The sequence below is a fragment of the Paraburkholderia sp. Ac-20347 genome, from assembly GCF_017104805.1.
Taxonomy (GTDB): Bacteria; Pseudomonadota; Gammaproteobacteria; order Burkholderiales; family Burkholderiaceae; genus Paraburkholderia; species Paraburkholderia tropica.
Map to the genome: position 1 here is coordinate 1 of NZ_JAAGPN010000463.1, position 3,505 is coordinate 3,505.

Genomic DNA, 3,505 nt, shown 5'->3' on the forward strand with positions numbered 1-3,505 from the left:
AGCGTATGCAGGCGCGCCACGAGCGGCGCGCCGAGCCGGCTGCTCGCGACGAGTTCGAGTTCGGTGCGCCCCGTCGGCGCGGCGTAGATCGCCGAAAACGGCACGTCGTAGCCGTTCGCCGCCAGCACGTCGGCCGCGCACTCGCAGGCGGCCGCGACCGCGCCTTCGTCCGTCGCGCAGACGCTCAGGCCGCGCAAGGTCTTGAGCCGGCGTTCGCCCTGCATGCGCGGCGTCGTTTCGCTGCACAGGCAGAACACGCCGGCCACCGTGCCGTCGTCGGCGTAAAGGGGTTCGTAGGCGCAGCTCGCGTAGACCTCTTCCTGCGCGAGATGGCGCGCGAAGAAGATCTGCTCGTCTTCGCTCATGGCCGTGTCGCCGCTATGCAGCACGCCTTCGATGCGCGCGCCGAGTTGCGGCCAGACGTCGGGCCAGCCCGCGGCGCCCGGCAAACCGAGCACGCCGGGATGCTTGCCCGCGCCGAGGAACGGGATATAGGCGTCGTTGTAGAGCACGCGCGCGTCGTCGCCCCACCAGATGGCGGCGGGCGCCTGCGAACCGAGGCAAAGGCTCAGGGCCGCGCGCAGCGGCGGCGGCCAGTCCGCGAGCGCGCCGAACGGCGTCGCGTCCCAGTCGAAGTCACGCACGCGCCCCGACATCTCGCTGCTCCCCCGGATAAAACTCGCATTCCGTGCGCCAGACACGCTCCCTCCCTGCATTCGTGGATGTTGTGGCCCTTCGCTCACTGGCAAAGGGCGCAAGTTCCAGTCCTGGGACGTGAGCGCGATGAAAGGGCGCGATCCGCGCGCGCTCAGAGTTCGACGGCGAGCCGCGTGGCATGGTCGATGGCGCGCAGCGCATCGAGTTCAGCGGCCACGTCGGCGCCGCCGATCAGCTTCGCGCGGATGCCGCGCGCGGCCAGTTCGTCGAACAGCGCGCGGTTCGCGTTCTGGCCCGCGCACAGCACGACATGATCGACCGCCAGCGTCTGCGGCACGCCATCGACGCGATAATGCAGGCCCTGATCGTCAATAGCGTCGTAGGTTGCGCCCGAGATCGTCATCAGATGCGCGCGGCGCAGGCGCGCCTTGAGAATCCAGCCCGTCGATTTGCCGAGTCCCTTGCCCGGCGGTTCGGCCTTGCGCTGCAACAGGTGTACGGTGCGGCGCGGTTTGGCGGGATTCGTTGCGCCCCTCTCCTTCGTCAGACCACCCGAGCCAGCGTGGACATTCGCGACATCCACGCCCCACGCGCGAAAGAACGCCTCGGGATCAAGCGATTCGCGCGCATCGCCGAGCAGATATTCGGCGACATCGAAACCAATCCCGCCCGCGCCGATAATCGCCACGCGCGCGCCCACGTCCACCTTGCCGGTCAACACGTCGACGTACGACACCACCTTCGGGTGATCGACGCCCGCGATATCGGGCACGCGCGGCGTGACGCCGGTGGCCAGCACGATCTCGTCGTAGGCGGCGCCCGCGAGCGCCGCCGCACTGGCCGCTTCGCCGAGGCGCACGTCCACGCCAAGCTTCGCGAGCCGCACCGTGAAATAGCGCAGCATTTCGTTGAACTCCGCCTTGCCGGGCACGACTTTCGCCATATTGAGCTGGCCGCCCAGACGCGGCGCGGCCTCGTAGAGCGTGACCGCGTGGCCGCGCTCCGCCGCGTTCACGGCGAACGCCATGCCCGCCGGGCCGCCGCCGACGACAGCCACGCGTTTCGCCACGCGCGCCACGCCGACCGGAAACTCGATCTCGCGCCCCGCACGCGGATTCACGAGACACGTGGCCGTGCGCTCGGTAAAGATGCGGTCGAGACACGCCTGATTGCAGCCGATGCAGGTGTTGATTTCATCGGCCAGACCCAGACGCGTTTTCTTCGCGAACTCGGGATCGGCGAGCAGTGGACGCGCCATCGAAACGCAATCGGCCACGCCCGCCGCAATCAGTTCCTCGGCCACTTCGGGCATGTTGATGCGATTCGACGCCATCACCGGAATGCTCACCGCGCGCTTCACGTTGCGGATCGCCTCGCGCCAGGCCGCGCGCGGCACCGAAGCCGCGATCGTCGGCACGGCCGATTCGTGCCAGCCCACGCCCGTGTTGATGAGATCCGCGCCGGCCGCTTCCACGCGCTGCGCAAAGGTCGCGATCTCCGCGCCGCTCAAGCCGCCTTCGACGAGATCGATCGACGAAATCCGGTAGATCAGCATAGGCACCGCGCCCAACCGCTCGCGCACCGCGCGCACGACGTCGAGTGCGAAACGGATGCGCGCGTCGAAGCTGCCGCCGTAGGCATCGTCGCGATGATTGGTGGCGGCCGCCGCGAACTCGTTGATCAGATAACCTTCCGAGCCCATGATTTCGACGCCGTCGTAGCCCGCCTCGACGGCGAGCGCCGCCGTGTGCGCGAAATCTGCGATGGTGCGGCGGATGTCGTCGAGACTGAGCGCGCGCGGTGTCCACGCGTTGATGCGCGCCTTGATCGCGGACGGCGCGACGCACTCAGGCACCTTCGCGTAGCGACCCGCGTGCAGGATCTGCAACACGATCTTGCCGCCCGCCGCGTGCACGGCGCGCGTGACGGCGCGATGCTCGTCGAGCTGTTCGGCGCGGTCGAACAGCGGGCCGCCCGCTTCCATCACGCCCTCGGCATTCGGCGAAAAACCGCCGCTCAGGATCAGGCCGATTTCGCCCGCCGCGCGCGCCGCGTAGAACGCCGCGAGGCGCTCGTGCGGTCGGTCGAGCGTTTCGAGCCGCGTGTGCATCGCGCCCATCACCATGCGGTTGGGCAGCACGGTCTGGCCGACCGCAAGCGGGGTCAAAAGCCGGTCGAAAGTCGGCATGGCGGATGTCTCGATGTTGTTGTGGGGTATCGTGCGTACTCTAGGGTGACGGACGTTTTACGTCAATATCTTGACATATTGATGGGGTTACACGGATTCCATATCCGCTTTAAAACCGATTATTTACGCATAAATACGGAAATATATTGCCTATCGACGCATCCTCGCCGGCTGCCCGCGCCCGACAGCCGTCGGCCGTCCGCGTGGCATAATGATCGCCTCGTTTTTTCACTGTCTCGTTCGCTGATCACCGTGCGCCGGCTCCGCATCCAGTTCGTCAGTCTATTAGGAACGCTCGCGATCCTGCTGACGACGTTCGCGCCCGTGATTTCGCATCTGCTCGCCGCCACGAACGCCGCGCCGGCCGGCATGGCGGCCATGCACTGCAACATGCCGTCGATGCGCGGCGCGGCGATGGCCTCGCACGGCGACAACCAGGCCAACCCGCACGCCGATCAGCACGCCAGTCCCGGCGACATGCAGGATTGCGGCTACTGCAACCTGCTCGCCCATCTGCCCGTCGTGCCGGGCGTGCCGATCGCGCTGCCGCTCGCCACGCGCCTCTTGCACGCGCGCATTGCCGCGCGCCTAGGCAGCCAGCGCGGCATCAACGCGCTCACCCCCTCATCCAAATGTCGGTGTGTAGGGAAAAATGTGGCG

The 3,505-nt window shown here is 67.6% G+C and carries 2 protein-coding genes and 1 pseudogene; 1 reads left to right on the top strand and 2 read right to left on the bottom strand.

What is annotated here, in order from left to right:
• Together G3N97_RS37510 and G3N97_RS37515 are read right to left on the bottom strand one after the other, a co-directional pair.
• A pseudogene (locus G3N97_RS37510) lies at positions 1-701 on the bottom strand (PAS domain-containing protein); the annotation flags it as partial.
• Between the two features lie 107 nt (positions 702-808).
• A complete protein-coding gene (locus G3N97_RS37515) occupies positions 809-2,845 on the bottom strand; it encodes an NADPH-dependent 2,4-dienoyl-CoA reductase (protein WP_205997801.1) in 2,037 nt (678 codons plus the stop codon).
• An 81-nt stretch (positions 2,846-2,926) separates the two neighbouring features.
• Here G3N97_RS37515 and G3N97_RS37520 point away from each other — a divergent pair.
• Positions 2,927-3,505 (top strand): DUF2946 domain-containing protein (locus G3N97_RS37520; protein WP_205997802.1); only part of this gene is annotated, 579 nt, incomplete at its 3' end.

What these genes read in the sequence shown, in the direction of transcription:
- G3N97_RS37515 (WP_205997801.1), bottom strand. Translation starts at nt 2,845, where the DNA reads ATGCCGACTTTCGACCGGCTTTTGACCCCGCTTGCGGTCGGCCAGACC.